The organism is Lamprocystis purpurea DSM 4197 (assembly GCF_000379525.1).
Lineage (GTDB): Bacteria > Pseudomonadota > Gammaproteobacteria > Chromatiales > Chromatiaceae > Thiodictyon > Thiodictyon purpureum.
On record NZ_KB902505.1, the window covers coordinates 42,020 to 67,404 of the forward strand.

At 66.2% G+C, this 25,385-nt stretch carries 26 protein-coding genes; 16 read left to right on the forward strand and 10 right to left on the reverse strand.

Annotated features, from left to right (window positions below):
* Nucleotides 1-681: 681 nt before the first annotated feature.
* Entirely contained in the window at nucleotides 682-1,725 is a 1,044-nt protein-coding gene (locus tag A39O_RS0117250; RefSeq protein WP_020505919.1) for an SUMF1/EgtB/PvdO family nonheme iron enzyme, read from the reverse strand.
* Between the two features lie 299 nt (nucleotides 1,726-2,024).
* Between A39O_RS0117250 and A39O_RS36745 the strand changes: the two genes are divergently transcribed.
* Nucleotides 2,025-3,509, forward strand: a complete 1,485-nt coding sequence (locus tag A39O_RS36745; protein WP_051088839.1) for a L,D-transpeptidase family protein — start codon at nucleotides 2,025-2,027, stop codon at nucleotides 3,507-3,509.
* Between the two features lie 312 nt (nucleotides 3,510-3,821).
* Here the strand turns inward: A39O_RS36745 and ilvC are convergent, their stop codons facing one another.
* Genes ilvC through A39O_RS0117270 form a run of 3 tightly spaced genes read right to left on the reverse strand, consistent with a single transcriptional unit; the run spans nucleotide 3,822 to nucleotide 7,110 of the window.
* Nucleotides 3,822-4,838 (reverse strand): ketol-acid reductoisomerase, encoded by a 1,017-nt coding sequence (gene ilvC, locus A39O_RS0117260; protein WP_026199487.1) that lies wholly within the window; start codon nucleotides 4,836-4,838, stop codon nucleotides 3,822-3,824.
* A 42-nt stretch (nucleotides 4,839-4,880) separates the two neighbouring features.
* Nucleotides 4,881-5,372 (reverse strand): acetolactate synthase small subunit, encoded by a 492-nt coding sequence (gene ilvN, locus A39O_RS0117265; RefSeq protein WP_026199488.1) that lies wholly within the window; start codon nucleotides 5,370-5,372, stop codon nucleotides 4,881-4,883.
* Between the two features lies 1 nt (nucleotide 5,373).
* Nucleotides 5,374-7,110 carry an acetolactate synthase 3 large subunit gene (locus A39O_RS0117270; RefSeq protein ID WP_020505922.1) on the reverse strand — a complete coding sequence of 579 codons (1,737 nt, stop codon included), beginning with the start codon at nucleotides 7,108-7,110 and terminating at the stop codon, nucleotides 5,374-5,376.
* 275 nt (nucleotides 7,111-7,385) lie between these two features.
* Between A39O_RS0117270 and A39O_RS0117275 the strand changes: the two genes are divergently transcribed.
* From A39O_RS0117275 to fabA, 3 genes are all read left to right on the forward strand, one after another.
* The gene (locus A39O_RS0117275; RefSeq protein ID WP_281170092.1) at nucleotides 7,386-7,916 is read left to right on the forward strand and encodes a DUF4124 domain-containing protein; all 531 of its coding nucleotides are present in this window, start codon (nucleotides 7,386-7,388) and stop codon (nucleotides 7,914-7,916) included.
* A gap of 90 nt (nucleotides 7,917-8,006) precedes the next feature.
* Nucleotides 8,007-9,734 carry a proline--tRNA ligase gene (locus A39O_RS0117280; RefSeq protein ID WP_020505924.1) on the forward strand — a complete coding sequence of 576 codons (1,728 nt, stop codon included), beginning with the start codon at nucleotides 8,007-8,009 and terminating at the stop codon, nucleotides 9,732-9,734.
* A gap of 343 nt (nucleotides 9,735-10,077) precedes the next feature.
* Entirely contained in the window at nucleotides 10,078-10,593 is a 516-nt protein-coding gene (gene fabA, locus A39O_RS0117285) for a 3-hydroxyacyl-[acyl-carrier-protein] dehydratase FabA (RefSeq protein ID WP_020505925.1), read from the forward strand.
* Between the two features lie 203 nt (nucleotides 10,594-10,796).
* Here the strand turns inward: fabA and A39O_RS0117290 are convergent, their stop codons facing one another.
* Nucleotides 10,797-11,216, reverse strand: coding sequence for a rubrerythrin family protein (locus A39O_RS0117290; RefSeq protein WP_020505926.1), 420 nt, complete (start codon nucleotides 11,214-11,216; stop codon nucleotides 10,797-10,799).
* Nucleotides 11,217-11,429: 213 nt separating this feature from the next.
* Between A39O_RS0117290 and A39O_RS0117295 the strand changes: the two genes are divergently transcribed.
* Nucleotides 11,430-12,299: a metallophosphoesterase gene (locus tag A39O_RS0117295; protein WP_083924741.1), complete on the forward strand. Its 870-nt coding sequence runs from the start codon at nucleotides 11,430-11,432 to the stop codon at nucleotides 12,297-12,299.
* A 49-nt stretch (nucleotides 12,300-12,348) separates the two neighbouring features.
* On the opposite strand, the gene A39O_RS0117300 is transcribed toward A39O_RS0117295, so the two are convergent.
* A complete protein-coding gene (locus tag A39O_RS0117300) occupies nucleotides 12,349-12,654 on the reverse strand; it encodes an acylphosphatase (RefSeq protein WP_026199490.1) in 306 nt (101 codons plus the stop codon).
* A gap of 18 nt (nucleotides 12,655-12,672) precedes the next feature.
* Nucleotides 12,673-13,263: a thioredoxin family protein gene (locus tag A39O_RS0117305; protein WP_020505929.1), complete on the reverse strand. Its 591-nt coding sequence runs from the start codon at nucleotides 13,261-13,263 to the stop codon at nucleotides 12,673-12,675.
* Nucleotides 13,264-13,594: 331 nt separating this feature from the next.
* On the opposite strand from A39O_RS0117305, the gene wrbA reads away from it, so the two are divergent.
* Together wrbA and hda are read left to right on the forward strand one after the other, a co-directional pair.
* Nucleotides 13,595-14,197, forward strand: a complete 603-nt coding sequence (wrbA, locus tag A39O_RS0117310; protein WP_020505930.1) for an NAD(P)H:quinone oxidoreductase — start codon at nucleotides 13,595-13,597, stop codon at nucleotides 14,195-14,197.
* Nucleotides 14,178-14,927 (forward strand): DnaA regulatory inactivator Hda, encoded by a 750-nt coding sequence (gene hda, locus A39O_RS0117315; protein WP_020505931.1) that lies wholly within the window; start codon nucleotides 14,178-14,180, stop codon nucleotides 14,925-14,927. The genes wrbA and hda overlap by 20 nt, the downstream gene beginning before the upstream one ends.
* Before the next feature lie 13 nt (nucleotides 14,928-14,940).
* On the opposite strand, the gene A39O_RS0117320 is transcribed toward hda, so the two are convergent.
* A complete protein-coding gene (locus tag A39O_RS0117320) occupies nucleotides 14,941-15,498 on the reverse strand; it encodes a CDP-alcohol phosphatidyltransferase family protein (RefSeq protein WP_020505932.1) in 558 nt (185 codons plus the stop codon).
* 270 nt (nucleotides 15,499-15,768) lie between these two features.
* Here A39O_RS0117320 and purM point away from each other — a divergent pair, with 270 nt between their 5' ends.
* Nucleotides 15,769-16,836 carry a phosphoribosylformylglycinamidine cyclo-ligase gene (gene purM, locus A39O_RS0117325; protein ID WP_020505933.1) on the forward strand — a complete coding sequence of 356 codons (1,068 nt, stop codon included), beginning with the start codon at nucleotides 15,769-15,771 and terminating at the stop codon, nucleotides 16,834-16,836.
* Complete coding sequence (gene purN, locus A39O_RS0117330) at nucleotides 16,829-17,506, forward strand: phosphoribosylglycinamide formyltransferase (protein WP_026199491.1); 678 nt, start codon at nucleotides 16,829-16,831, stop codon at nucleotides 17,504-17,506. The genes purM and purN overlap by 8 nt, the downstream gene beginning before the upstream one ends.
* Before the next feature lie 184 nt (nucleotides 17,507-17,690).
* On the opposite strand, the gene A39O_RS0117335 is transcribed toward purN, so the two are convergent.
* Nucleotides 17,691-17,966: a DUF6489 family protein gene (locus tag A39O_RS0117335; protein WP_020505935.1), complete on the reverse strand. Its 276-nt coding sequence runs from the start codon at nucleotides 17,964-17,966 to the stop codon at nucleotides 17,691-17,693.
* Between the two features lie 149 nt (nucleotides 17,967-18,115).
* Nucleotides 18,116-18,577: a hypothetical protein gene (locus tag A39O_RS0117340; protein WP_020505936.1), complete on the reverse strand. Its 462-nt coding sequence runs from the start codon at nucleotides 18,575-18,577 to the stop codon at nucleotides 18,116-18,118.
* A 157-nt stretch (nucleotides 18,578-18,734) separates the two neighbouring features.
* On the opposite strand from A39O_RS0117340, the gene A39O_RS0117345 reads away from it, so the two are divergent.
* The 7 genes from A39O_RS0117345 (at nucleotide 18,735) to A39O_RS0117375 (ending at nucleotide 25,146) form a co-directional block, all read left to right on the forward strand.
* Entirely contained in the window at nucleotides 18,735-19,577 is an 843-nt protein-coding gene (locus tag A39O_RS0117345) for a metallophosphoesterase family protein (protein WP_020505937.1), read from the forward strand.
* A 103-nt stretch (nucleotides 19,578-19,680) separates the two neighbouring features.
* Nucleotides 19,681-20,550: an Hsp33 family molecular chaperone HslO gene (gene hslO, locus A39O_RS0117350; RefSeq protein WP_020505938.1), complete on the forward strand. Its 870-nt coding sequence runs from the start codon at nucleotides 19,681-19,683 to the stop codon at nucleotides 20,548-20,550.
* 515 nt (nucleotides 20,551-21,065) lie between these two features.
* Nucleotides 21,066-22,325 carry a NupC/NupG family nucleoside CNT transporter gene (locus tag A39O_RS0117355; protein ID WP_026199492.1) on the forward strand — a complete coding sequence of 420 codons (1,260 nt, stop codon included), beginning with the start codon at nucleotides 21,066-21,068 and terminating at the stop codon, nucleotides 22,323-22,325.
* Nucleotides 22,326-22,843: 518 nt separating this feature from the next.
* Complete coding sequence (locus tag A39O_RS43390) at nucleotides 22,844-23,560, forward strand: hypothetical protein (protein WP_322786455.1); 717 nt, start codon at nucleotides 22,844-22,846, stop codon at nucleotides 23,558-23,560.
* 277 nt (nucleotides 23,561-23,837) lie between these two features.
* Nucleotides 23,838-24,125, forward strand: coding sequence for a type II toxin-antitoxin system Phd/YefM family antitoxin (locus A39O_RS0117365; protein WP_020505941.1), 288 nt, complete (start codon nucleotides 23,838-23,840; stop codon nucleotides 24,123-24,125).
* A gap of 177 nt (nucleotides 24,126-24,302) precedes the next feature.
* Nucleotides 24,303-24,536, forward strand: a complete 234-nt coding sequence (locus A39O_RS0117370; RefSeq protein WP_020505942.1) for an iron-sulfur cluster assembly protein — start codon at nucleotides 24,303-24,305, stop codon at nucleotides 24,534-24,536.
* 43 nt (nucleotides 24,537-24,579) lie between these two features.
* Entirely contained in the window at nucleotides 24,580-25,146 is a 567-nt protein-coding gene (locus A39O_RS0117375) for a hypothetical protein (RefSeq protein WP_020505943.1), read from the forward strand.
* The last annotated feature ends 239 nt before the right edge of the window (nucleotides 25,147-25,385 follow it).

The following is a 25,385-nucleotide window of genomic DNA, read 5'->3' on the forward strand; positions in this document are numbered from 1 at the left end:
TGACGGCGCGGCGCGCCGCATCCACCGACCGCCGGGGTTGATGCGGGCGCGGTGGTGGATGCGCTGCGCTTATCCACCCTACGGGTTGCGGGGCGGGCGTCGGGTGGATAAGGCGCGCGGCATAGTGGTTGGGGCTGGGCATGGCGGTCGGGCGCGCCGCATCCACCAACCGCCGGGGTTGGCGCGGGCGCGGTGGTGGATGCGCTGCGCTTATCCACCCTACGGGTTGCGGGGCGGGCGTCGGGTGGATAAGGCGCGCGGCATAGTGGTTGGGGCTGGGCATGGCGGTCGGGCGCGCCGCATCCACCAACCGCCGGGGTTGGCGCGGGCGCGGTGGTGGATGCGCTGCGCTTATCCACCCTACGGGTTGCGGGGCGGGCGTCGGGTGGATAAGGCGCGCGGCACGGCGGTTGGGGCTGGGCATGGCGGCGGGGCGCGCCGCATCCACCAGCCGCCGGGGTTGGCGCGGGCGCGGTGGTGGATGCGCTGCGCTTATCCACCCTACGGGTTGCGGGCTGGGCGTAGGGTGGATAAGGCGCGCGGCACGGCGGTTGGGGCGGGGCATGACGGTGGGGCGCGCCGCATCCACCAAGCGCCGGAGTTGGTGCGGGCGCGGTGGTGGATGCGCTGCGCTTATCCACCCTACGGACTTGGATTCCCAAGCGGTAAAGAAGAAAAGCATCAAGGGGTAAGCGTCCTGGCTACGCGGAAACCGAGGTGCGGGTACCGGGCGCCGGAGTCCAAATCGGTGCGGGTGGCCGAGCGCAGTTCCCAGGGGAAGCTGCCCCAGGACCCGCCGCGGAGCACGCGCCGCGCGCAATCGCCGGAGGTCCAGGCACTACCACCGCTGGGCGCACCCCGGTAGTTGTTATTCCAGCAGTCCTGGGTCCACTCCCAGACATTGCCGTGCAGGTCGGAGAGGCCCCAGGGATTGACCGGGTAGCTGCCGACCGGCTGGGTCTTCCCCAGATAGACACTGGTATTGGCGCCGCAGTTGGCATAGTCGGAGTCGCCGTTGTAGTTGGCCTGGCGAATGCAGTTGCCGGTGCTGAAGGCCGTGGTGGTGCCGGCGCGGGCGGCGTATTCCCATTCGGCCTCGCTCGGCAAGCGGTACGCCTGACCGCTCTTGCGGCTGAGCCATTTGACATAGGTCTGGGCATCGTCCCAGGAGACGTTGATCACCGGGCGGTCATCGCGGCCCCAACCTTGATCCTCGGGCTTGTGGCGGCAGCCGCTGTCGGCGACGCAGGCGTCCCAGTCGGCGAAGGTCACCTCGGTCTTGCCGAGCTCGAAGGCGGGGACGCTGACCCGGTGGGCGGGTTTTTCGGCATCGGTGCATTCGGCCTCGCCGGGCTGGCAGCCCATCAGGAAGGTGCCGCCGGGGATGCGCACCATCGCCGGTGCGGTGAAAGGCACCAGGTGGACCGGCTGGATGGCACCGGCGCCGACGAAGACCTGCGCGCTGGCCTTGCCGGGGCGCTCGCCGGCGGTGACGGCCTCCACGCGGTGCTCGCCCTCCTCGATCTCCAGCACCAGTGCCTTGCCCGCCTGCGCCGGGGTGCTGCCCTTGCGCTGGCCGTCCACGAAGACCTTGGCGTCGCCGGGCTCGGAGGTGACCTCCAGCATGCCTTTTTCGGCTTGAGCAGCGAGCGGGAGGGTGAGCCACAGCGTGGCCAGGAGGGCGGTGCCGGCGAGGCCGGGGCGGCGGAAACGGGGCATGCGCATGGGGGGATTCCGGTGGGGCGATAAAACCAGGGCGCAGTATAGGGGATAAGGGCGACGTGACGGCCCGTTAGGCGCTTGCCGGAAAATCCGGTACCAGATCGCGAAGGATTGTCGTCTGCCTTCAAGGAGCGCCGACAGGAGCATCGCCGGGCGATGCGACTCTCGGCGCGACGCGGACGACAACCCTTTCAGTATAGAATTTGCGGGTACGTGCCCTCCGGCCGTCTAGCGGTTATCCTTAGCAGCATTGACAATTATCTTAGCTCCGATCCCTCAATTGCGGCGCAGGAACGATTACCATGAAGATCACTCACACTCTCCCAAGCCGACCGACCGGCGCGCTGTCCGTCCGGCTGCTCGCGACGCTGCTGGCCGCTCCGCTTGCTCTGCATCTGACCGGTTGCACCGAAGTCACCCGCTTCCTGGCCAGACCCGAGGCCAGACCCGAGGTCAAACCCGAGGCCACGCCAGCCACCTCGGCCCCGCAGGTGGCAGCGCAACCGGCCGAGCCGGCGGCACCCGAGCCCATCCCCAAACCCCAAGAGAAGCCAAAGCCCGGCAAGCTCTACGAATGGAATGGTGACGGGCGCAAGATCTCGCACATCGTGGTCAACACCGATGAGCAGAAGGCCCGTTTCTACGACGGCGAGGAACAAGTCGGCTGGACCACGGTGGCGTCGGGCGTGCGCAAGCATCCCACCCCGGTCGGCCGTTTCGAGGTCCTGGAAAAGGTCGCCAACAAACGCTCGAACCTCTACGGCAAGGTCTACAGCTCGGGCGGCGGTGTGGTCCGCTCCGACGCCAAGGCCGGCCGCGATCCGATTCCTGCCGGCGCCCGCTTCGAGGGCGCGAAGATGCCGTATTTCCTGCGCGTCACCTATGACGGCGTCGGCCTCCATGCCGGGCCCATCCCGCGGCCGGGACACCCAGCGTCCCACGGCTGTATCCGCCTGCCCAGCAAGATGGCCCCGGTGCTGTTCCAGCATGTCGGGGTCGGCACCAAGGTCAGCATCATCGGCTCCGGACCGGATTACGGGAACTATGCCGAGCGTCAGCGCGTGGTCGCCGCCGAACGCGCCGAGCGCGCACGCGAGCGGCGTGAGATCGCCGCGCGCGTGGCGGCCGAGAACCCAGCCGCTGGCCCAGGTGCAGCGGCCAGCGCCGAGGGCATCAGCGCCACCGAGTTGTTCGGCCCCACGGGACCGAGCATAACCCCAACGCCGCGCGCGGAGCCGACTCCCAAGGCGGCCCCGGCTGCGAGCCGGCCGGTTCGCGTTGCCACCGTGGCGGCACCGGCGCAGACCCGGCGGCCAGCGGCCCGACCCAAACCGCAGCCCGTCGCCCGGCCGGCGACTGACCGCACTGTCCAGACCGCGAGTGCCGAGGCGAGTGAGACGAGCGCGCCGACGCCCAGCGCAACCGAACCTGCGGTCCAGACGGCGTCCGTGCCTGCGCCGGCCATCGCACCGCAGGCCGTCGCTGACTCCACCCCGGCCCAGCCGAGCGTTGCCCCCGCGGCGTCTGTCACACCGGCAGCAGCCCCGTCGGCACCGGTAACCGCCACCGCGTCGCCCCCGCCGACAGCACCGCCGGCCGCCAACCCAGCGCCGCCGCCGCAGCCGGCCGAGACAGCGCCCGTCGCGGCAGCGCCGCCCGCCCCCGCCCCCGCTCCCGCCGCGGTTCCCGCCCCCGCAAAGCCCGCGGAGCCGGCGCCGGCTCCGGCAGCGCCGCCACCGGCGCCAGCCGCGGCGCAGCAGGCAGCGCCGGCCGAAGGAGGGACCTAAGCGCGGTCGGCTTCCGCCGCTGCGATGTCGAGCGGCTGGCGACCGTAACAGGGGGAGATCTGCCACCCCGTTACATGACCGTCCCCCGTGGGAGCGGCGTCCCGCCGCGATGCGGTGCTGACCTCGAACGCTGCGGTGACGCGCCCGGCCCCGTCGCGGCGGGACGCCGCTCCCACGGGGTCGCTACGCGACTTTCACGGCAAGCCTCGGCCTCCGGTTTGCTTGTGACCGGAACGGCGATCAAGACCAAAAAAAAGCCGCGGCATAGATGCCGCGGCCTTTTCGTCCGCCTGGTTCTGAGATTGAAACCGATCAGTTCTTGGACTTGTCGACCAGCTTCTTCTCCTTGATCCAGGGCATCATGTCGCGCAGCCGTTCACCGACCACTTCGATCTGATGCTCCGCGCCAAGGCGGCGCATGGCCTTCATGGTCGCGGCGCCAGCCTGATTCTCCAGAATGAATTCCTTGGCGAAGGCGCCGGATTGGATTTCCTTCAGGATGCGCTTCATCTCCGCCTTGGTGTCTTCGGTGATAATCCGCGGACCGCGGGTCAAGTCACCATACTCGGCCGTGTTGGAGATCGAATAGCGCATGTTCGCGATGCCGCCCTCGTAGATCAGGTCGACGATCAACTTGACCTCATGCAGACACTCGAAATAGGCCATCTCGGGCGCATAACCGGCCTCGACCAGGGTCTCGAAGCCGGCCTGGATGAGCGATGTCAGGCCGCCGCACAGCACCACCTGCTCGCCGAAGAGGTCGGTCTCACACTCCTCGCGGAAACTCGTCTCGATGACGCCGGCACGCCCGCCGCCATTGGCGCTGGCATAGGCCAGGGCGACATCGCGCGCCTGGCCGGAGGCATCCTGGAAGACGGCAATCAAGCTCGGCACGCCGCCGCCCTGGGTGTAGGTGGAACGAACCAGATGACCGGGCCCTTTGGGCGCAATCATGATGACATCCAAATCTGCCCGCGGCTCGATCTGGCCGAAGTGGATATTGAAGCCATGCGCAAAGGCGAGCGCGGCACCTTCGCGGATGTGCGGGGCGATCTCTTCGCGATAGAGGCGCGCCTGATGCTCATCCGGGGCCAGGATCATGACCACATCGGCCCAGGCCGCCGCTTCCGGGATGGACTTCACATCCAGACCGGCGTTGGCCGCCTTGGCGGCGGAGGCCGAGCCGGGGCGCAAGCCAACCGCTACCGTGACGCCCGAATCCTTGAGGTTATTGGCATGGGCATGACCCTGCGAGCCATAACCGATGATGGCCACCCGCTTGCCCTGGATCAGGGACAGGTCGGCGTCTTTATCATAATAAACGTTGATGCTCATTTGCGTTTTTTGCGTTCAGTTGCGGACGATAAAGTGTTACAGAGTCAAACCCTTGTCGCCGCGGGCGATGCCGGTGGGGCCGGAGCGCACCACCTCGACGATCAGTCCCGCGGGGACCGCGTCGATGAAGGCGTCGAGCTTCTTGGAGGCGCCGGTCAGCTCCACGACATAGCTGGTGTCGGTCACATCGATGATCTTGGCGCGGAAGATATCGGTCAGGCGTTTCAGCTCCTCACGGTTCTCCCCCGCGGCACGCACCTTGATCATCATCATCTCCCGCTCGATGTGCGGGCCCTCGGTGAGATCAAAGACCTTCACGGTGTCGATGAGCTTGTTGAGCTGCTTTTTGATCTGCTCAACGATCTCTTCGTTCCCGTTGGTGACCAGGGTCATCCGGGACAGGGTCGGATCATCCGTCGGCGCGACGGTGAGCGACTCGATATTGTAGCCGCGGGCGGAGAAGAGCCCCGCCACCCGGGACAACGCGCCTGCCTCATTCTCCAGCAATACGGCAATGATATGTCTCATCTTAGGCCAGCTCCCTATCAGACAAACTGGGCGGCAGGTGCATCTCGTGCTGACCCTTGCCGGCCGCGATCATCGGGTAAACGTTCTCGGTGGGGTCGACGACCACATCGAGGAATACGAAACGGTCTTTCATGGCAAAGGCCTCCTGCATGGCGGCCGCCAGGTCGGCGGGCCGCTCGACGCGCATCCCGACATGGCCGAAGCTCTCGGCCAACTTGACGAAATCAGGCAAGGCGTCGACATAGGAGTTCGAGTAGCGGCTCTCGTAGAAGAACTCCTGCCACTGCCGGACCATCCCCATGTAACCATTGTTCAGCAGCACCACCTTGATCGGCAGCTTGTACTGCTGGCAGGTCGCCATCTCCTGAATGCACATCAGAATACTCGCCTCGCCCGAGATACAGGCAACCTGCGCCTGCGGGAAGGCCAGTTGCACCCCCATCGCCGCGGGCAGACCGAACCCCATGGTGCCGAGCCCCCCCGAGTTGATCCAACGACGCGGCTTGTCGAAGGGATAGAACTGGGCGGCGAACATCTGGTGCTGACCCACGTCGGAGGTCAGATAGAGGTCCCCCTTGGTCACCTGGTACAGGGTCTCGACGGCAAACTGCGGCTTGATCTTGTCGCTATGACGATCGTAATGCAGGCAATCGACACGCCGCCACTCCTCGATCTTGGCCCACCAGTCCGCGACCGGCCGCCCGGTAGTGGTCGGTGCCTGCTCTTTCCACAACCCCAGCATGTCGGTCAAAACGCTGGCGACCTGACCGACGATCGGCACGTCCACCCGCACATTCTTGGAAATGGACGACGGGTCCACGTCCACATGCACGATCTTGGCGTGGGGACAGAAATGCTCGATCTTGCCGGTCACCCGATCATCGAACCGGGCGCCGATGGCAATGAGCACATCGGTCTCGTGCATGGCCATGTTGGCTTCATAGGTCCCGTGCATCCCCAACATGCCGATGAATTGCGGGTCGGTCATCGGGTAGGCACCCAGCCCCATCAGGGTGCTGGTGAGGGGGAACCCGGTGAGCCGCGCCAGCTCGGTCAACTGCGCCGCGGCCTCGCCCAGCACCACCCCGCCGCCGGTGTAGAGCACCGGACGCTTGGCCTGGAGCATCAGCTCCACCGCCCGCTTGATCTGACCCAGATGCCCCCTCTCAATGGGCTGATAGGAGCGCATCTGGATCTCGCGCGGATAGTGATAAGGAATCTTGATGTTCGGATCGGTGACATCCTTGGGGATGTCCACCACCACCGGGCCCGGACGGCCGGTCATCGCGATATAAAACGCCTTGCGCAGCGTCGTCGCCAGGTCGCGCACATCCTTGACCAGAAAGTTGTGCTTGACGCAGGGACGAGTGATGCCGACGGTGTCGACCTCCTGGAAGGCGTCGCTGCCGATCACCGGCGTCGGCACCTGCCCGGAGATGCACACCATCGGGATCGAGTCCATGTACGCGGTCGCAATCCCGGTCACCGCGTTGGTCGCACCCGGACCCGAGGTCACCAGACAGACCCCACACCGCCCCGTGGCCCGGGCATAACCGTCGGCCGCATGGGCCGCCGCCTGTTCATGGCGGACCAGGATATGCTTCACCTGATCCTGCTTGAACAGGGCGTCATACATGTGCAGCACCGCGCCGCCCGGATACCCGAAGACATACTCGACGCCTTCGTCGATCAACGCCTGGACGACGATCTCGGCGCCGCTGAGATCCACCCCGTTCATATCCACAGTATTAACCTCCGACTCAAAACAGCCCGTCAGACGTGCGGCGGGCGGTGACCGACGCGCAGCGTAACCGCCGCCCCGTCCGGACCAGCCGTCCCGGCCGCCGCATCGGCAGCGGACTGGGAAAACAGCATAGACTGTTCAAAAAAGAGAGGACGTTACAGGAGACGCGCGCCCAGGGTCAATATCCCGTCCCAGATCCGCGGCATCCGATCGACCGCGGGTACGAGCGGACCCTTGCAACCAGCGTCTCTTAGAGCATAATGGAGGACATGGTACGCGGATCCCATGTCGTTGTTGTGATAGCCCGATGCTCGACTCGCAGGGGTCCAGGCAGCCGCTCGCACCGGTGGGCGCTGGGCTTGGTCGTCGCGAGCATCGGCCTTGCCGCCTTTTCATCCCAGTCTGTGGGGGAAATGTACCGTTGGGTGGACGAGAGCGGCACCACCGTCTACGCGCAACAGCCGCCGCCGGGGATCACGGCAACCCCCATCAAGCCGGACCCGACACCCCGCGCCGACACCACCGGGCAAGCCGTCGAGCAGTTGCGCGGCCTGGTTGAACAAGACATCGACAAACGCGAGGACCAGTCCCTAAAGGCTGAGGAGGCCGCCAAGCAGGCGACTGAACAAGCCGCACGCAAAACCAACTGCGACGCGGCGCGCAAGAACCTCGACACCCTCGAGAACCACGGCCGGGGGCGGTTGCGCACCCCGGACGGAAAATCGAAGTTTTTCTCCAAAGAGGAACTCGCCAAGGAGTTCGACAAGGCCCGCGAGCAGATCAAGGCCAACTGCCGGTGAGTCCGCCGCGACCGCCCGCCCGTCACGGATTTGTCTTGGGACCGGCCGCACCCTAGACTAGCGCGTTTTTACTCCGGGACCCCTGGCCCCATGCGCACTTCCCAATTTCCGCTCCACACCGTCAAGGAGACCCCGGCCGACGCCGAGGTCATCAGCCATCAACTGATGCTGCGTGCCGGCATGATCCGCAAGCTGGCGGCCGGACTCTACACCTGGCTGCCGCTGGGGCTGCGCGTCCTGCGCAAGGTCGAGCACATCGTGCGCGACGAGATGGACCGGGCCGGCGCCCTGGAAGTCCTGATGCCCGCGGTGCAGCCGGCGGAACTGTGGATCGAGTCCGGCCGCTGGGACCAGTACGGCCCGGAACTGCTGCGCCTGAAGGACCGCCACCACCGCGAGTTCTGCTTCGGCCCCACCCACGAAGAGATCATCACCGACCTGGCGCGCAACGAGCTCAAGAGCTACAAGCAGTTGCCGGTCAACTTCTACCAAATCCAGACCAAGTTCCGTGACGAGATCCGCCCGCGCTTCGGGGTGATGCGGGCCCGCGAGTTCCTGATGAAGGATGCCTATTCCTTCCACGCGGATGACGCCTCGCTGGCCGCGACCTACGCGGTCATGCACGCCGCCTACGCGCGCATCTTCACCCGCTGCGGCCTGGATTTCCGCCCGGTGCAGGCCGATACCGGCAGCATCGGCGGCAATGCGTCACACGAGTTTCATGTGCTCGCCTCCTCGGGGGAGGACGCCATCGCCTTCTCCTCCGACTCGGGCTATGCCGCCAACGTGGAACTGGCCGAGGCCCTGGCCCCGGCCGCCGCCGCACCGGCACCCGCGGAGGAGTCACGGCTGGTCGATACCCCCGCCGCCAAGACCATCGCCGACCTCGTGACTCAGTTCGGCCAGCCGATCGAGCGCACGGTCAAGACCCTGGTGGTGGCCGCCGCGGAGGGGGTCGCGGGCGGTCTGGTCGCGCTCTTGGTGCGCGGCGACCACGAGCTCAACGCGGTCAAGGCCGCCAAGCTCCCGCAGGTGGCCGCACCGCTGCGGATGGCCGGCGAGGCGGAGATCCGCGCCGCCGTCGGCGCCGGCCCCGGCTCCCTGGGCCCCAAGGACCTGCCGCTGACCTGCATCGTCGACCGCGCGGCGGCGGTCACCGCCGACTTCTGCTGCGGCGCCAACCAGGACGGCAAGCACTGGTTCGGGCTCAACTGGGGCCGCGACCTGCCGTTGCCCGAGGTCGCGGACCTGCGCAACGTCATGGACGGCGACCCCAGCCCGGACGGCCGCGGCACGCTCACCATCGCCCGCGGCATCGAGGTGGGACACATCTTCCAGCTTGGCCGCAAGTACAGTGACGCGATGAAGGCCACGGTCCTGGGTGAAGACGGCCGCGCCCTGACCATGACCATGGGCTGTTACGGCATCGGCGTCTCCCGCGTGGTGGCCGCCGCCGTGGAACAGCATCACGATGAACGCGGCATCTGCTGGCCGGCCCCCATCGCCCCCTTTGCGGTCGCCCTGCTGCCGATGAAGCTCGGCAAGTCCTACCGGGTGCGTGAAGCGACCGAACAGATCTATGCGGACCTGCAGGCTGTCGGGATCGAGGTCCTGCTCGATGACCGCGACGCCCGGCCCGGCTTCATGTTCGCCGACATGGAATTGATCGGCATCCCCCACCGGGTGGTGGTGGGCGACAAGGGTCTGGACGACGGCATGGTCGAGTACAAAGGCCGCCGGGATGCCGAGATGCAATTGATCCCGATTGCTGAGATCGTCGGGTTCCTGATGGAACGTCTGCGGCCCGCGGAACAATGATACTGGAGCCGCGGCGGATACCTACTGCCGCGGCTTAGTCACGAGGCAGAAATCAGTTAAACACTCGTTGTCGTTGTCGTAATCGTAGCATCGATTCAATGTGCGCATGAGCAGCCTGCTGTCTATCGGGTTGCGATTCGCGACGTCTCCTGGAGGTACAAGGCGGCCAAACGTTTGAAAAACTTCGCTCGCCATGTCCGGGACCAACGAATTGCTGCGACGCTCACAACACTCGAACGGCGAAACGACGCGGTACGAGAGAATCCTCGCGGGACTCATCGCTTCGATTACGACAACGACAACGATTATCACCCTTCAAACGTCAGGATTCACCGGCCCCCTCATGCACAAAGACGCTTCCTTCGATCGCGATCAACTCCTGGCCTGCGGGCATGGCGACATGTTCGGCCCGGGCAATGCCCAGTTGCCGATCCCCAACATGCTGATGATGGACCGGGTGGTCCGCATCGCCAACTACGGCGGAGCCTACAGCAAGGGCGAGATCCACGCGGAACTCGACATCAAGCCCGAACTCTGGTTCTTCCAATGTCACTTTCCCGGCGACCCGGTCATGCCCGGCTGCCTGGGCTTGGACGCCTTGTGGCAACTGGTCGGCTTCTATCTCGCGTGGGTCGGCAATCCGGGACATGGACGGGCGCTCGGCGTCGGTGAAGTCAAGTTCACGGGCCAAGTGTTGCCGACCGCCGCCAAGGTGACCTACCAGATCGAAATGAAGCGGGTCATCAGCCGCAAGCTGGTGCTCGGCATCGGCGACGGGGTTGTTCAAGTCGATGGCCGGACCATCTATACGGCCAAGGATTTGCGGGTGGGGCTCTTTACCTCGACCGAGGGGTTCTAGCGGTGATTTTCTGAACACCTTGCGATGCCACGGTAACACCGATGGTATCGCGATCACGCGCGGCCGCATCGCGGCCGGAGGCCGCTCCCACGGGGTCGCGGTGTGATCATCACGGTCACGCAAGCCTGATCAGCCACGGGACAAAAAAACAGGGGCGCCTGGCGCCCCCTGGGTCAACAGTTCGGCGAAACCCGCCGCGCCGATCAATTATCGAGGTTGTCGAGCGCCTTTTGGAACCGGTTGGCGTGCGACCGCTCGGCCTTAGCCAAAGTCTCGAACCAGTCCGCAATCTCCTCGAAGCCCTCGGCGCGGGCGGTCTTAGCCATGCCGGGGTACATGTCGGTGTACTCGTGCGTCTCACCGGCGATCGCGGCCTTCAGGTTGAGACTGGTGCCGCCGATCGGCAGACCGGTGGCTGGATCACCGACGGCCTCCAGGTACTCCAGGTGGCCGTGAGCATGGCCGGTCTCGCCCTCGGCAGTCGAGCGGAATACGGCAGCGACATCGTTGTAACCTTCGACATCCGCCTTGGCGGCAAAGTACAGATAACGACGGTTTGCCTGAGACTCGCCGGCGAAGGCGTCTTTCAGGCTGGTTTCGGTCTTGCTGCCCTTGAGATCCATAACGGTTTCCTCGGTTGAGTGGAGTTAGGGTACCTGTGGTCCAAACGTTAGTGACCCAAGCGTCACGGCAAAAATTGTTTATTCCTATGACGCCGATAGTCGGATTTTATGACCATGTGACTTGGTTCCATACTGGTAACCCGTGATTTTGCTACAACAACTCCGACAGGGAGATTGAGCGGATAATCGGGACAAACCAGGCGAAGAGCCCTCATGGCAACCACAGCGTCGACACCGTACGTGACCTACCAATACAGCGCATCGACCCAGCGAGATGAGACACCCCGGCCGGCCAACGCCACCTGGCGGCTGATCCAGATCACGGACTCGCATCTGTTCGCCACCGCCGACGAGCGCCTGCTCGATCTGAACACACGACTCAGCTTCGCGGCGGTACTTGCCCTGGCCCTGGGTCACGCGGAACCGGCCGCCGCGCTGGTGATGACAGGCGATTTGGTGCACGACGAGAGTGCCGCCGGCTACGCCTACCTGGCCCAGTCGCTCGGCACCGTCGGCTGCCCCTCCTTTTGTATCCCCGGCAACCATGACCGCCGGGGTCTGATGGAGACTTGGCTGGGTGAGGCCGCCATCGAATCCGTTGCCGAGCGTCGGCTTGGCAACTGGAATCTGATCTTTTTGGACTCGACCCAGCCCGGTGAGGACGGCGGGCGGCTGACACCGCGCCAAGTCGCGCAAGTGGACACCCTGCTGCGACGGAATCCGGGGCCAACCCTAGTGTTTCTCCACCAACACCCGATCCCGGTGGGCAGCGACTGGATCGACACCATCGACGTCGCCAACGGTGCCGAACTGCTCGCGGTGTGCGACCGCCATCCGCAAGTCAAGGCGATCGTCTGCGGCCACATCCATCAGGAATTCGCAAGCGTCCGCGGGCACTATCAAATCCTGGGCACACCATCGACCTGTTTCCAATTCATGCCCGGCAGCCCCGTGTTCGCCCTGGACGCGCGCACCCCAGGCTACCGGGAATTGCGATTGCACGCGAACGGGCGCCTCGACACCTGGGTCGTGCGCCTGGCCGAGTACCCGGAACCCCTCGTCTACAGCTCCGTCGGATACTGACCGTCCGACGCGCGGCGCCCAGGCGATTGCCGGAAATCGCCTCGTCGCCTCAGCCGACGGTGAACCCCGACCGCCCCTGGTAGACCAGACGGTCACAAGCAACCCCGCTGACCCGCGCCATGGGCGGTCCGCTGCGCAGCCAGTCACGCAATGCCGCGACGGCCTCCGGGGCGCCGCAGGCCGTGACCTCCACGCGCCCGTCAGGCAGATTACGGACATGGCCGGTGACGCCGAGACGCAGTGCCTGTTCGCGCGTCGCCGCACGAAAATAGACCCCCTGGACGCGACCGCTCACGACGCACCGGTAACAAACCGGAGGGTCGGTTGCCGCCCCGTCCGCCGTCGCATCACTCATGGCACCCTCACGCCCGACTCATCCCGGCGCCCCGACCGGGGCGGCGGGCTTGGCCGCGGCGGCCTCGCGCTCGCGTTTGTACTTGGGGAATGGGGTGTCCTGATAGCGGCCGCTGGTCACGTAGTCGCCAAGCCACAGGAACTCCTGCGCGTCACCGGTCGCACCGGTGTATTTGGCGAGCAATTTGCCCTGCAAGTCGAAAAAGGCGAAAACCGGGGTGGCGCGCACCCGGTAGTCCTTGAGTGCGAAATCCTTCTGCGTCTTGGGCTGACCGCTGAAGTCGGTAATCTCCACGTCGCCTTCGATGTCGACCGGGAAAATCAGGAAATGCTCCTTGAAATAGGCCTGCACCTCCGGACGACTGAGCACCGTGGACTTCATCCGATGACAAAAGGGGCATTCGTCCATCTCAAACATCAGCAGCACACCCTGCTTGCCCTGTGCCTTGGCGTTCGCGAGTTCCTCCGCGAAATCACCGAAGGTTTGGTCGAAAAAAGCCGCCGAGTCAGCGGTCTGCGCCAAGGTCGGCGCAGCCGACAGCGCGGACCACAGCAGTGCGGCCAGAAACCAGTGGGCTCGGGGTCTGATACGGATAGGCAGTCGGGTCATGGTGCGAGGATTCCTCATGATGGCGTGGATGACCGGTGCTCGTGATCTGCGACGATGTCGCGCGAGGGCCTTGATCGTAATCCCGGCCGGCGGCGTGCGTAGTCAGGGCTTCCAGCCCTGACGGTGTCAGGCCAGGATGGCCTGACTACGCACCCGGCGAGCTCAAGTGGCCGGAATCTTGATCCAGGCCCCAGCCGGGTGACGGCCGGATTTCGGCACGAACAGCATTCTGGCCGTAACGGCGGCCCCGTTGCAACGCGGGCGTCGGGCCGGGACACTGTTAGACTGGTGTCTGCAACGCACACTCGACCGCCCTCTCGGAGACTCGCACTTGAGCTACATCCTGATTCTCTATTACAGCCGTCACGGCGCCACTTTCGAACTGGCCCGCCAGATCGCCCGCGGGGTCGAGTCGATCGCGGGGATCGAGGCGCGTCTGCGCACCGTGCCCGCCGTCTCCACCGTCTGCGAAGCCTCCGAAGCCGCGGTTCCCGCAACGGGCGCCCCCTATGTCACACTCGACGACCTGCGCGACTGCGCCGGACTGGCCCTGGGCAGCCCCACCCGCTTCGGCAACATGGCGGCGCCGATGAAATATTTCCTGGACGGAACCAGCGCCCTCTGGCTCGCGGGTGCACTCGTCGGCAAGCCGGCGGCGGTCTTCACCTCGACCTCCAGCCCACACGGCGGCCAAGAGGCGACGCTGCTGACGATGCTGGTCCCTTTGCTGCACCACGGCATGTTGCTCATGGGCATCCCCTACAGCGAGGGCGACCTGCTGCACACCCGCGGCGGCGGGACCCCCTACGGTGCGTCGCACCTGGCCGGCCCGGACAATAAACTGCCGGTGTCGGACGAGGAACGGCGGCTTGCCCAGGCGCTGGGCAAACGGCTGGCCCACACCGCGCTGACACTTGCGCGCGCGCCGACCTGAGCACGGCTGGCCGCCGGCCGTGTCCGCCCGCGCCCTGCAGCTGCATCTGCCCATCGAGCTGATCCGCGAGCCGACCTTGGCCGAATTCCTGCCCGGACCCAACGCCGAGGCGGCGGCGGCCATTCGCGGGACCGCCACGGGTCAGGGCGATCCCTTTCTCTTCCTGTATGGCCCGCCCGAGACCGGCAAGACGCACCTGCTCCAGGCCGCCTGCCTCACCGCCGCCGCGGCCAAGCGCCAGGCCCATTTCATCCCGTTGGGCCGGACCGGAATCGCGCCCGGCATCCTGGAGGACCTGGAGCGGTTGGACCTGGTCGCCGTGGATGATGTGGACCGCATCGCCGGGGACCGGGGGTGGGAACTGGCGCTCTTCAACCTCTTCAACCGCCTGCGCGAATGCGGGCGCGCACTGATCACCAGCGCCGCCGTCGGACCCGCCGACCTGGCACTGGGTCTGCCCGACTTGCGCTCACGTCTGCACTGGGGGCCGCGCTACCGGCTGCTCCCGCTGACCGAGCCGGACTGCGAACAACTCCTGGTCGAGTCCGCCCGACGCCGCGGAATGGCCGTGGGCGCGGAGGTGACGCGCTACATCCTGACCCACCATCCGCGCAATCCGTCCGCGCTCCTGGACCTGGTGGAGCGGGTCGACCGACTGTGCCTGCGCGAGCAGCGCCCGCCGACCATCCCGGTGGTGCGGCGGGTCATGCGTGGCGAGTCGGCCGAGTAGATCTGTCCTGCCTCTACTCATCCCGCCAGCCATGGCGGCGGGCCTTGGCCGACCACACCAGCACATACTGCACCCCGCTCACCAGCGTGGTCGCCAGACAGCTCCAGATCAGGGCCTCGATCAGCCAACCCGGCACCGGCATGGGCACCGCCTGCATGATCACACCGACCACCAGAACCAGTTGCACCAGCGTGTTGAGTTTGCTGATGCGGGTCGGTGACGCCTCCAGAATCTCGACCCGATAGTTGTAGAGCAGCGCCCCGCCGACGATCACCAGGTCCCGGAAAACCACCGCCAACACCAGCCATACCGGGATCAATCCCAGCGAACCCAGCACCAGGAAGCAGATCACCAATAGGGCTTTGTCGGCCAACGGATCGAGAATGCCGCCCAGCCGGCTCTGCCAGCCGTACTGCTTGGCAAGAAAACCGTCGACACCGTCGGATACGCCGGCAAACGCAAACAGCGCCAGCGCCCAGCCGAACTCGTAAGACAACAACAGCCAGACCACCGGGATCACGGCGGCCAGGCGCAGTGCGCTGATGATATTGGGAATGTCCTTCAGCCTCACGGGAGTCACCTATGGCGCCGCGCGGCGGCAAGCAGGGCAGATGCTAGCGCCCCGCGGCGTCCTTGGGAAGTCGGACGGTCACTTGGGACAACATAAGGGTCGCTCAGTCCGGCAGGATGCGGCAAGCCAAGGCCGCACACGGGACTCGCTCCAGTCGCTTTGCGCCGCGGCAAGAAGCGTCCGGTTCGGGGTCTCAGGGGTGCGACCAGACCGGCCAGGCGGCGCGGTCGCTGGTAGAATCGCCGGATGCCATCCATCGGAGCCTCTCGCGTGACCCAGGAATCGCCGCCACCCCCGTCCCTCAGCTACCGTGATGCCGGCGTCGATATCGACGCGGGCGCGGCCCTGGTCGAGCGGATCAAGCCGCTGGCTGCCGCCACCTTCCGCCCGGGCGTGGTGACCGGACTGGGCGGCTTCGGCGCACTGTTCGCACTGCCCATCCAACAGTATCGGGAACCCATCCTGGTCTCCGGCACGGACGGGGTTGGCACCAAGCTCAAGCTCGCCATCGCGCTCAAGCGCCACGACACCATCGGCATCGATCTGGTCGCGATGTGTGTCAACGACATCCTGGTCAGCGGTGCCGAGCCCCTGTTCTTTCTGGATTATTACGCCTCCGGACGGCTGGATTTGGAGGTCGCCACCGCGGTCATCACCGGCATTGCCCGCGGCTGCGAACTGGCGGGCTGCGCCCTGACCGGCGGTGAGACCGCCGAGATGCCCGGCATGTACGGCGCCGACGACTACGATCTGGCGGGTTTCTGCGTCGGCATTGCCGAACGCTCCGAGCTGATCCTGCCGGAACGGGTGCGCCCCGGTGACCGACTGATCGGAATCGGCTCGTCCGGCCCCCACTCCAACGGCTACTCGCTGATCCGCAAGGTCATCGAGGTCACCGGGGCGGACCTGAACACCGACCTGGAGGGAGAGACCCTGGGCGCCCGACTGCTCGCCCCGACGCGCATCTACGTGCGCTCGGTGCTGCCGCTGACACGGGCGCTGCGCGTCCATGCACTGGCGCACATCACCGGCGGCGGCATCACCGAGAACCTGCCGCGGGTGCTTCCGGAAGGGACCTGTGCGCGGGTCGACACGGGCAGTTGGCAGCGCCCGGCGGTCTTCGACTGGCTACAGCGCCAAGGCGGGATCGCTGAGGCCGAGCTGCGCCGCACCTTCAACTGCGGACTGGGGATGGTGGTTTGTGTGGCCCCGGAGGACGCCGACACCGCGCTGGCGATGCTGACCGCGGCCGGGGAACAGGCGTGGCCGCTCGGTGCGGTCGAGTCGACATCCGGCGCGCCGCGGGTGATCTACGCCGATGATGCGGACCATGACTGAGGCCGCCGCCGGCGTGGGGCCGCCGCTCTCCGTGGTCGTGCTGATTTCCGGGTCCGGCAGTAACCTTCAGGCACTGATCGATGCACAGGGCGCCTGGCCCTATCGCATCACCGCGGTCGTCAGCAACGAGCGGACCGCCTTCGGTCTGGAACGGGCACGCCGCGCCGGCATCCCGACCGCGGTGGTCAGCCATCGCGCGTGCGCGGATCGGGCGGCCTTCGATCAGGCCCTGACCGCGGCGATCGACCGCCACGCGCCCGGCTTGGTCGCGCTGGCCGGTTTCATGCGGATCCTCACCCCAGGGTTCGTCGCGCATTATGCCGGACGGATCCTCAATATCCACCCGTCACTGCTCCCCAAATTCCGCGGTCTGAACACCCATCGCCGCGCCCTGGAGGCTGACGAGCAGGAACATGGTGCAAGCGTCCATTTCGTCACCGCCGAACTGGACGGCGGCCCAGTGATCCTGCAGGGCCGGGTACCGATCCTGCCGGGGGATGATCCGGAGCAACTGGCCGCGCGCGTGCTGGCGGCGGAGCATCGGCTCTACCCGCGGGTCGTCGGTTGGTTCGCCCAGGGGCGGCTGCGGCTCGGGGCGGATGGCCGGGCGCTGTTCGACGGGGCAGCGCTCAACGCGCCGCTGCGCCTGGACGATCAGACACCCGGTTAGGCCTGGCGCAATACGCCAATCATCCCGCAACCGCTCCCAGTCGCTATCGCTATCGTTATCGTTGTCGTAATCGTAATCGACTGATTTTCGCCACTGTGAGGCATGATCGAGGCTCGGTCGGGCCGATTACGACAACGACAACGACAACGATCGGAAACGGCAGCAATCGATCCGGCGTGCTGCGCTAGGTCCCGGTCTTGCTATTGCTGGTGTCAACGGATCGCTCACTACTCCCCGCGGAGAACCCCGCCGTCAGCATCTTCTGGAACATGTCCCAAGAGGCCATGGTACCGGCCATATAGGGCTGGAACAGCTTCATTGGGTCATAGCCATCGACGCCCGCCGTCATGCGCGTGCGAATATCGTCCATCAGTTGCTGCTGGAACGCCTCGACATCGGGCAGACCGACCAGCTTACGCATTTCGGCGGGGGTGATATCGAAGTTGAGTGTGATCTTCATGAACGAGTCCTCGAATGTCGGTTTCTCGGGCGGTGCCGCACGCCAACCCGCCGCGCGGACTGCGCCTGCTCAGCACCCCTTATTTGTATCAGCCACTGTGACTGACCCAAGCGACCGCTGCAAGCCGTAAAAACGAGGGCCGGGAACCGTCAATGACGACTGGTCCGCGGCACCGCGGCCGTCGGCACCGGCTCATCCACCGCCAGCGTGCGCCGCACCCGGCGGCCAATCAACACACAGGCGCGCTCAAAGGCGCGGCTCGCCTCGCGGGCGTTCCAGTCCCAGTCGGACGGATGGGAGGCCGCCTCGAACTGCCAATGACCGGTCATCAGCACGGCACCGATCCGCACCTCCAGGGTCCAGTCACGCCAGACCTGCTCTGGTTTGCCGTCCTCCACGAACTCCTGTTCCACCAACCGGACATAGTTTCCGGCGCTGTCGTCCATCGCCAACACATTGGATTGCACCAGAGATTCGTCCACACAGCTCACCCAACCCGTATGCACGGCACTCGCGGTACCCATCAAGGCGTGGATCAGCAGGGCCGGTGTCGTGGCGAGCATGAGCGGCGTCTCCCAATCCGGCTCATCCGTATCGACTTCGTTGGTCATCGTTGCCCCCTAGTGTTTCGACCGCGGCACGCGGGCCTGCCAGGCCGCACAGTGTATACCGATCAGTCTTGCGTCTCAGGCGATTTGCAGGATGGGTTTACGCCCGGCGGCAAAAACCGGTATGGTGCCATCCAAGCAAGACCAAGGGTACCAGTCGATGAAGGTCGCGATCTTTTCAGATGTACAGGCCAACTTCCCGGCCATGGAGGAAGCGGTCGCACGCATCCTCGCGTGGCGCCCGGAGCTGGTGGTCATGGCCGGTGATCTCGTCAACCGCGGCCCCAGGAGCCTGGACTGCCTGGAACTGTTCGACGGACTGCGGCATGGTCAGGGCTGGCTGCCGGTGCAGGGCAACCACGAAACCTGGATCCACCGGTGCCGCCGCGAGGCGGCGCGCACGCCCCTGGAAGCGGATCTGCGGCGCTTTGCCGACTGGACCCTGGCCCAGGTGCAACCGCGACTGGACGCCATGACCGACTGGCCGGATCACCTGTGCTTCCACGGCGGCACCGATGATAGCTGGGTGCACGTCACCCACGGCACCATGGCCAGTAACCGCGAAGGGATTTCGGCCGGGGTCCCGGATGAGGCGCTGCGCGGCAAACTCCCCCCCGACATCGCGCTCTTCGTCACCGCCCACACCCATCGGCCGCTGGAACGGGTGCTGGACGGCACCCCGATCCTCAACGTCGGCTCGGTCGGCTCCCCGTTCGACGGCGATCCGCGCGGGAGCTATGCCCAACTGGAGTGGCACGGCGGGCGCTGGCATTGGCAAATCCTGCGCTTCGACTACGATCGCGACCAGGCGCAGCGCGACTTCCTGGAATCCGGCTTCATCGAGGAGGGCGGCCCGCTGGCGCGCATCCTCTACGAGGAATGGCGTCAGGCGCGGCTGTTCATGCCGCTGTGGCGGCGCGACTTCGAGCCCGCGGTCCTGGCCGGCGAGCGCGCCCTGGCGCCGGCGGTCCAGGATTTTCTGGCCCACATCGACGCGCCCTGATTCCTTGCCGCGGTGCTCAACCAGGACGAGCACCGGACGGCCGCGACGATCCGGCCCGCCGGTCCCCGCGGTACGCAAACGAACCTTATGATAGTGAAATCTCATGGCAGACACCGACAGCATCCGCCGTTTCCTCTTTGAAGACACCGGCATCCGCGGAAACCTGGTCCACCTGGACGCCAGTTGGCGCGCCGTGCTCGACGCCCACCCCTATCCGAAGGCGGTGCGCGTCCACCTGGGCCAATCCCTGGCAGCGGTTGCACTGCTCAGTGCCATCGTCAAGTTCGAGGGCTCCCTGATTCTGCAGGTGCAGGGTGAGGGCCCGCTGCGCACCCTGGTCGCGCAGGCCACCAGCGCGCGCACCATCCGCGGCGTGGCCCGCTGGGAGGATGAGGTTCCCTACGGCGGGAGCCTGCCCGAGTGCTGCGGCGCCGGCCGCCTGGTGTTGACCATCGAGCGCGGTGACGGCTCACCCTATCAGGGGGTCGTTCCACTGGTCGGCGACGACATTGCGCAGGCCCTGGGGCGCTATTTCGAGGCGTCTGAGCAGATCCCCACCCGGCTGTGGCTGGCCGCCGACGGATCGCGTGCGGCCGGCCTGCTGCTGCAACGCCTGCCCTCCGATGCCGACAGCGATGACTGGGGACGCGTCGGCCTGCTGGCCGCCACCGTCAAGCCCGCCGAACTCCTGGAACTGCCCGCCGCCGAACTGCTGCGCCGACTCTTCAACGAAGAATCGGTTCGCCTCTTCGACTCCGAGCCGATCGCCTTCCGCTGCGGCTGCTCGCGCGCCCGCATCGAGGACATGCTGCGCATCATGGGCGAGACCGAGGTCCAGTCGATCGTCACCGAACAGGGCGAGTTACAGGTCACCTGCGAATTCTGCAACCGCACCTACCGACTGGATGCCGTGGACGCGGGGCAGTTGTTCGCGGCGAGCACCAGGCACGCGTCGCCAACCCTGCGCCAATAACTGTCAGAATGTAGGATGCGGTGAGGCACGGACACTGGTGGCGAATTGCGCCCACGATCCGCCGCGCCGGCTTGGCTCAGACCCGGAATATCTCACGCCAAGGCGCCAAGATTCTTCAAGGCGCGATCAGAACCGGAGGCGCTCGCGGGGTGACGAGGGTCACCGCAGGATTGCGCGCTTCTTGGCGTGCTTGGCGCCTTGGCATGAGATACGTTCTTTCCAGACTCCGCGGTCGGGAGAATTCGCCGCCAGTGTCAGGCACGAACCGCATCATCCGCGATCCCACAGTTCGCAGCACCGCAGGCACCGGCCTCGGTCAAAATTCCGGCCACTTGGGCTCGCCGGGTGCGTCGTCAGGCCATCCTGGCCTGACACCGTCAGGGCTGGAAGCCCTGACTACGCACGCCGTCGGCCGGGATTACGATCAAGGCCCAGGCACCAAACACGCTCATTTCCGGCTAAACTGCCCCTTCGGATTGAACCGACCCCCGACCGACCTACCGGATGCAGCCTTTGTGAGCGACCTCCCCAGCCTGTTGCAACCCCTCCTCGGCCTGCTCCTGATCACCGCGCTGGCCTGGGGCCTGAGCGAGGACCGCCGGGCGGTGCGTCCGCGGCTCGTCATCGGCGCCCTGGCGCTGCAACTCCTGCTCGCCGTCGTGCTGCTCAAGCTGCCCGCCGCCAAGGGCTTCTTTCTCGGCCTGAACCAACTGGTGCTCGCCATCCAGGCGGCGACCCAGGAGGGCACCGCCATGGTCTTCGGCTACCTGGGCGGCGGGCCACTGCCCTTCGACCTGGTGCGCCCCGAGAACAGCTTCGTGCTGGCCTTCCGCGCCCTGCCCCTGCTGCTGGTCATCAGCGCGCTCTCGGCCCTGCTGTTCCATTGGCGCATCCTGCCGCTGGTAGTCCAGGGGTTCGCCTGGGTACTGCGCCGCACGCTCGGCACCGGCGGGCCGCTCGGCCTGGCCGCCGCCGCCAACGTCTTCGTCGGCATGACCGAGGCCCCGCTGCTGATCCGGCCCTATCTCGCGGGCCTGTCGCGCAGCGCCCTGTTCGGCGTCATGACCTGCGGCATGGCCACCGTGGCCGGCACCGTCATGTTCCTCTATGCTGGCATCCTGGGGCCGGTGATCCCGGACGCCATGGGCCACATCCTCACCGCCTCGCTCATCAATGCCCCGGCCGCGCTCCTGATCGCCGGCCTGCTGGTTCCGGAGACGCGCGATGCTGCCGCCGCGGACCCCGTGCCCATCGTCCCCGAGACCAACAGCGCCATGGACGCCATCACCCGCGGCACCCTGGACGCCATCCCACTGTGGCTGAACATCATCGCCATGCTGGTGGTCATGGTCGCCCTGGTCGGGATCTTCAATCAGGTCCTGGGACTGCTGCCCGACGTGGCCGGCGCCCCGCTGACCGCGCAGCGCGCCCTGGGCTGGGCCATGGCCCCGGTGGTCTGGCTGATCGGCATCCCCTGGGCCGAGGCCACCACCGCCGGCGCCCTGATGGGGGTCAAGATGATCCTGAACGAGCTGATCGCCTACCTCCAACTCGCCGCCCTGCCCAACGGTGCCCTGAGCGAACGCAGCGCGCTCATCATGACCTACGCCCTGTGCGGCTTCGCCAACTTCGGCAGCCTCGGCATCCTGATCGGCGGCCTGGGCGCCATGGCCCCGCAGCGGCGCCCCGAGATCGTCGGGCTGGGAATGAAATCCATCCTGGCCGGGACCCTGGCGACGTTGATGACCGGGGCGGTGGTGGCCATGCTGATCTGATCAAGGAGCGCCGACTTTGGTCATCGTACCCGCAGACAAGTGGTGCGGTTCGCTCCTGACACTGGTGGCGAATTGCGCCCACGCGGGCACATCCGCCGAACCGGCTTGGCTCAGACCCGGAATGTCTCACGCCAAGGCGCCAAGACGCCAAGGGTCTTCAAGGCGATAGCGAAACCGGGGGCGCTCGCGGAGTGACTGGGGTCAACACAGAATTGCGCTCTTCTTGGCGTGCTTGGCGACTTGGCGTGAGATAGGTTCTTTCCAGACTGCGCGGTCGGGAGAATTCGCGGCCAGTGTCCGTTCCTCACCGCTTCCTACCGAGCCCTGATGCCCACAACGAGGAGGACAAGCTGACGGTTGGCGCGACATCCCGGGCGGGCGAACAGACAAACCCGCCGGTGCAGCTTCGCCGGAAATCGCCTACGATCGGCAGGCCCGCGTCGCAGTGCCGCATGCCGCCGCACAACCGATCCACGGAGCCCGACCCATGGCCACCCCCGCCCAACCCGACCCCCTGCGTGACCTCTACCGTGCCCTGCGGCGCGGGCGCCCTGCCGCTGGAACCGGACCACCCCTGGTACGTGCCGATTCACGCCGACGAACCGGCGAAGGACCCGATCCTGCGGCTCTGGCAGCGGCTCGATCTGGCCGAGTCCGAGAGCGTCCATCTGCTCACCGGCTTTCGCGGCAACGGCAAGAGCACCGAACTGCGGCGCCTGCGCAAGTTTGTTTGGGACGGAGTTTTCGGTAGGATGGGCAGAGCGAGAGCGATGCCCATCCTCACGCATCGCGGTGGCCGGATGGGCATCGCTCTCGCTCTGCCCATCCTACGCGCGTCTGCGACCGCACCCCACCATGAAGTTCTATTCGCGCTTTTCGCGTTCATTTGCGGCAAAATCCGCTTTCGCGATCCACTGACGGGGCTGACTATGGGCGAAGACATCCGCGGCTATTGCTGGAATTGCGGTCATGGACTGACCCGGCTCGATCTGGGGCGCGAGACCGACTGCCCCGGCTGCAACAAGCCGACGCACTGCTGCCGCAACTGTCGGCATTTCGCCCCAGGGCGGCCGAATGAGTGCATGGAGCCCCAGGTGGAGCGAGTGGTCGATAAGATCCGCTCCAACTTCTGCGAGTTCTTCGAGCCCAACTCCAAGGCGCCGACAGACACCGCGGTCGTGGACGCCGACGCCCTGCGGCGAGCGGCCGAGTTGCTGTTCGGCCCGCGTCAGTAGCGCATTCGTTTCGGCAATTTCCCCCAATGACGACGTGCAATAGGCTGACGGTGCCGTTGCGACCTCGATCATCGTTCCGGCCGGGCGCGTCGGGCCGCACAGCGGACCCTACGGTAAGGCCGCGTTCCGTAGGGTCCGCTGTGCGGACCAGCGGACCAGCGGACCAGCGGACCACCGGCCTCAGTTTGGAACTGCCGGCGCCGACGCAACCGCGCCCAGGCCGCGCACGAATGTTATATGCTCGGACCGAATACCAACCAACCGACGGTGAAACCCGATGAAGCCCACTGCGCACATCAGACCGGTCAGCTACGTCAAGGCGCATGCGGCAGAGTTGATTCGGCAGATTCAGGAGGCCCGGGAACCCGTGATCGTCACCCGGAACGGCGAGGCCAAGGCGGTGTTGCAGGACATTGCCAGCTACGAGGAAGACCGGGAGACCTTGGCCCTGCTGAAGATTCTGGCGCTCGGTAACGATGAGGTAGTACGCGGCAAGACCCGGCCGGCGGCGACCGTGTTCGCCGACCTGCGCAAACGGCTGGCGCTACGCGGTACCGAGCCCTGAGCCCGAGCGCACCGTTCGTATCTTCCTGATCGCCGATGGCCGGCGCAGCCTTCAAAGACTGCTGGAAAGGCGCCTGCTCATGGCCTGAGCGGGATGGATCAAGGCCCGCGCTCCCTCGGCTCAATGGCTGGTTGCCAGCAGCCTCTTCGTTGCAGTAGCGGTGTTGAATGACGCAGGATGGCGAGGACGCGCTCGCCGCGTACTCCAGCAGTCCGCTTTCCCGGCCGCTCGCGTGACCTGATCTCGCTCGGGTTCGTCAAGCGCATCGCCGTCGAGGGGTCGAGTATCGAGGTCGAGATCACGCCGGACTCGATCAACGCCGAGAAAGTCGCAACCATGGAGCGCGAGGTCCACGGGCTGCTGCGGGAGGCGCACTTCGAGACGATCGCGATTCACACCGAGCCACCCTGACGATTCGCTGCTGCTCGGCGGGGCCTCCATCAATGCGCTGCAGGTGGACCTGCGCGAATACGGTCTGGATCCCATTCCCGACCCCGGACACGGCGGCGCGCCGCAGCTGAAGGACCCGCTCGCGGCGGGCGAGGACACGGCAGGCAAGCCGCCGAAGTCGAAGGGACCGCCGACCGAGCCGCCCGCGGACTTCGAACCGCCGCACATCGAGGGGCCGCAGGGTAACGCGGACCCGACCTATGACGGCCCGATCCCGGTCTTTCAGTGGCAGGTCGATCCCGAGTCGCCCGAGACGGCCACCCACAAGGTCAAGCTCAGCATCGGCAGTTGGAACTATGTCATCCTCTGGCTGAGCCATGCCGAGCAGGATCTGATCTATTCTTCCGTGCATGCCCGGCACTGGATCTACTACAACGGCGAGGCCCGCCCGAATCCCGCCGGACGCACCGAAGGCGTCAACCTGGTCTACGACCGCCGGCGCGCGGGTGTGGTCGCCATCTACGGCACCGTGAAGGATTTCCGACCCTTCGTCGAAGCCTTCCGCCGCGCCTACCAGGGAGAAACGGGCAAGCCCGAGCCGGCGGCGGCCGAGGGGGCGAATCGTCTCTGACGACAGGGTCCAGGGCTAAACCGTTCTAGCTAACTTTCAGTGATTCAACGTGCGGTTGTCCTCGACTCTGGACACTGCCCGGCCGCTCGGGTATAAAGCGCGTCGGCCCCCTGCTGCCCGAGCGCGCATGCGTGAATCTCCGCGAAGTCATCGTCGAACCCGTCGCCGCGCCCGAGGAGGCGCGCTTCCAGGCCCTGATGGATGCCCATCACTACTTGGGCGCGCTGCCGAAGATCGGG